This is a genomic window from Brachyspira hampsonii 30446 (genome assembly GCF_000316195.1).
GTDB classification, from domain to species: domain Bacteria; phylum Spirochaetota; class Brachyspiria; order Brachyspirales; family Brachyspiraceae; genus Brachyspira; species Brachyspira hampsonii_C.
Genome location: NZ_JH994109.1, coordinates 15,151 through 19,249, shown reverse-complemented (window position 1 = coordinate 19,249; position 4,099 = coordinate 15,151). Strand labels below are relative to the sequence as shown.

Sequence of the window (4,099 nt, the reverse complement as noted above, 5' to 3'; positions counted from 1 at the left end):
CTTCCATATCTTGCCGCACCATATTTGCTATTATTATATACACCAAGAGCATTTTCTGTATTTGAAACTATAGTTTCTTCAATCCATACTTGAAGTACAAAAGGTTCAAAATTATTCTCATTAAAAAAGTTACTGATTTTTTCTTTATCAGCATTTGTTAGATATGGAAAAGATACTTTCCAAGTATCATAGCTTTTAACAGGAAGCCTCCTGTAAAAATAATGACCGCTTTGAGAAAAATACTGTTCATGTGTATAATTTACAGTATGCGTTTTGGTTTTATCATGAGGAGGAAAATCTACTGCCTCTCCTATAATAAAATATCCGCATTCTATAATATTACCGTCTGCTTTTTTATTAAAAATTATTTTTATTCTTGTAAACTCAACAGGAGCTATATTATAAACTCCATAATTATTTTTTATATAAACATTATAATAAATAAAATTGCCGTATATATCTTCTATTTCTATATTTATATTTTTAATATTTGTATTAAAAATAGCAAAACAGTTTATAGTACCTTTCCCATCCAAAAATAAACTTGCCTCTTCTTCACTTTTGAATCTTCCAACTTCCAGAGTTTGATAATTAAATATATTAGAAATAGGGAAAAAATCATCTTCACCTCCAGATACAGTATACGGAAATAGATTAAATATGTTATTACATAATAATCTCATATTATTGCTATGTTCGTACTCGCCTTAAAACACCTACTTGGTGGCTTGTACTCACTTCCTCCTTTTATAATATACCTCTCTGGCTGACAACTTTTACACCTCGTTTGCTTAAATTAAGCATAGTGCTTGCAACTATCTTGCCGTCAAGCATTAAATAAACAGGCTGATTGAATATAGTTTCTGATGTATTCGTATCAGCATAATAACTGCCATCTTCACCTTTGCTTGCTTCAAAAATCTGACTTCCTATTTTTGATAGTATTCTATCTTCAAGAGGAATAACCGCTTCATCACTTGCCCCCTCTCCGATTACAGCATTGATTCCTCCGTTTCTTCTCTCTACAAGTCCTCCTTTTGCCAAATATTTAGGTTCACTCGGTTTAGCTTGGGATAATTTTACCAAGTTAACAGCTCCTGCTCCTATAATTCCAAGTAAAGTAGCATAAGCAACTAAATTTGCAGGGAAAGGAACTGCCATTGACGAAGCTAAAGCACTTATGGCGGCCTGTGCCATAGAAGCTGACGCCTGAACTAAAGACATTTTCCAGCTTTCCATTTGAGAATTATATTCTAGCTTCATCTTCTCATTATTGTAGTTTTTCTCTACTTCTATCTGCTTAGCTTTGGCTTCTTCTTCTATTTGTATTTTGGCTAGTTCTTTTTGTTTCTCTTCAAGTTCAGCTTTTATTCTCTCCTGTTCATAAAGTCCTAGAGCAACTTTTTGCCTATTCTGTAATTGTTTTATTTCATTCAATAAACTCTGCTTTTGTGAGTCCTCCATTATTCCTATAGCTTCAAGCCTTGCATTTTTTTCTTCTTCTATAGCTTCTAATACCGCTTCTTTTCTTTCCTCATTTTTTTCTATTTCGTATTCTATAGACTGTATTTTCATTTCCTGTATAGCAGAATAAAAATCACTTGTATATCCTATAGTGTCATTAAGCATTTGAAGCCAATTCGCACTAAAATAGCCTGCAAAACTTTGAGTAGGTGTTTTCCAAAGTTCGTCGAACTTCTCTTTTAATATTTCTACCTGTTCCGTTGTAAGTTCTAATTCATTAGTTATGCTTTCTATTCCGCTTCTTACTATTTCACTTTTCTGTCCCTGCTGTTCGGCTTCGCTTACTTTATCACCAAACTCCTCAGCAACCGCAACGCCTCTTTCATAAGCGTATATACTATTTTCTATTTCTTTTACTAATTCAGAAAATCTATCAGTTGTTATACTGTCGCCGAAGGCGGACAGTCGTCCTAATGCGTAGCCGTAATTATCACTTAAATATTTTATTTGATTAGCATTTAAGTTTAGTACCGTACTCATTTCTGTCGCCATAGGTGGGCTTCGCCGTATAGCACCTACTTTGTCTTTTTTAGCTTCTAAAGCCTCAGCATCGCTGATTTCAGCTCCCATATTACGAAGGTTGCTTACTCTTCTATTTTCCTCTGCCTCCGCTTGTTTTAATAAAGCTAAATAATCTTTATAAGTTTTTCCGCTTGTCTTTACTGCATCAGATTTACCTTTTATAGCATTAATGCTCTTTTCATTAGCTTCTTTTTCTTTAGTCTCTAAATCTATTCCATCTCTAGTTAGAGACTGTCTTAAATGCATGCTTTGATTTAAGTCATTTCTTTGTTTTTCTAATGTTTTTAATGTTTTTTCTACTTCTGATAATTTTTCATAATCAGAACTCTTTAATATCTCATCATTGGCTTGGCTTTCTCCCATACCAGATGCATATAAAGAACTTCTTAAGTTTTCAACAGCAGTATTATATATTTTTCTCTTTTCTTCTAATTCTTTTATTTTTGTTTCTATAGTTTGTATTTGAGTTGTTTCTTCTGCGGTTCTATAGTCTTCTAACTTCATAGTAGCAGAATCTATATATGTAATTCCGTCTAAAACTACAGTTTTTAAATTAGGATATAGTCTAGTAAGTTTATCAGTTACTTGGTTTAATCTTTCAGTAGCTGCTGCATCTAACTCTTTGGCACTAGCTAGTTTTTGATACTCTTCAAATAAACCTACATCTTTAAAAGAATTATCATTTAATTCTTTTGTGCTGTTAGCTAATTGGTTTGAAGTATCTATTAATGCTTTATATTCCTGATTTAATTTATATGCTTTTACTGCTAAAGCACCAAGTCCTACGGTTAAAGCTGTTATAATACCAACAGGACTTGCAATCATTACTGTATTTAATGCTTTCCAAGCTGTGCTTAACCCTTGAATAGAACTTGCGGATGTTTTTAATGTAGATACCGCATTTTTAAAATCTGATATAGTTTTCTTAGCTTCTGTTAATCCTTTTCCAAGTCCTACTATACCTTTTAAAGCTGGACCGAAGCCTGCCGCTAAAGCAACAAAGCCTACACTTGCCGCCTGCAAAGGTGCTGGCAAGTCGCTGAATGTTTTTATTAAAGATATAATAGTAAGAATCATTTTTTCAGCGAGAGGTACTATTTTATCTTGCATAACAGGAAGTAAATCCTCGTTAACAACAGGAAGTAAACTATTTCCAAGTTCCACTACTAAAGCACTAAGCTCTGCTTTCATTTTTTCAAACTGTCTTGCTGGACCGTCATCTATTTTTTTGAATGCCTCAGATGTAGCTCCTGCTGAATTATTCATATGTTCTAAAGCATCTTTAAACTTGTCTGCATTCTTTCCAGATAAAGCTAAACCAGCATTTGCTGCCTCAACACTGCTGAACATACTAGAAATATCTTTTCCGCTTTTATCAGCTTTTTCAGCAAGCATTTGAAGAGCCTCTTGTAAACTTCCTCCTTGTTCTATAAACTCTTTAAAGCTTTTTCCTGCTATTTCTCTAAATGCTATATCTGTAATGCTTCCTTCTTTATTAAGTTCTACTAAAGCCTGTCTAATCTGAGTTGTTGCAACAGAGGTAGGTGTACCTTGTGCAGTCATTACAGCAATAGCAGCTCCTATATCTTCAAACTTCACTCCTAAAGCTGAAGCGGTAGGAATAACATTAAATAAAGATTTTGATAATTGAGTAAAATCTGTTTTTCCTAGCTTCAGTGTTTGAAACATTATATCTGAAGCCTTATTTACACTTAAAACCTCTGTTCCATAAGCATTAGTAACAGAAGTAAGTCCGTCAACTGAAGTTTCTAATTCTGCAACACCTGCGATAGCAGCTTCGCCTGCGGTTTTTAAGAACTCAAATACATTTTCACGTGGAACTCCTGCAGAAAGTGATTGATATAAGGCAGGTACTACTTCTTCAGGTACTTTTCCAAGTTCTTTAGAAAAAGCCAAAGTTTCCTGCTTTAAAGATTCAAAACCTTCATTTCTTAATTTAGGAAGAAGCGTAAGAACTTCACGCATTCCATTATCAAAATCAGTAGCTTTTTTAGTAGCTAATGCAAAAGCTGTTGTTCCTGCCGCTATTGGA

General features: G+C 33.7%; 2 protein-coding genes. Both read right to left on the bottom strand.

Translation table 11 applies throughout. The features are described from left to right. Positions 1–683 (bottom strand): hypothetical protein (locus A966_RS13500; protein ID WP_008721155.1); only part of this gene is annotated, 683 nt, incomplete at its 3' end. Between the two features lie 64 nt (positions 684–747). Further along, on the bottom strand, positions 748–4,099 hold a 3,352-nt coding region (locus tag A966_RS00125; RefSeq protein ID WP_008721152.1), incomplete at its 5' end, for a phage tail tape measure protein.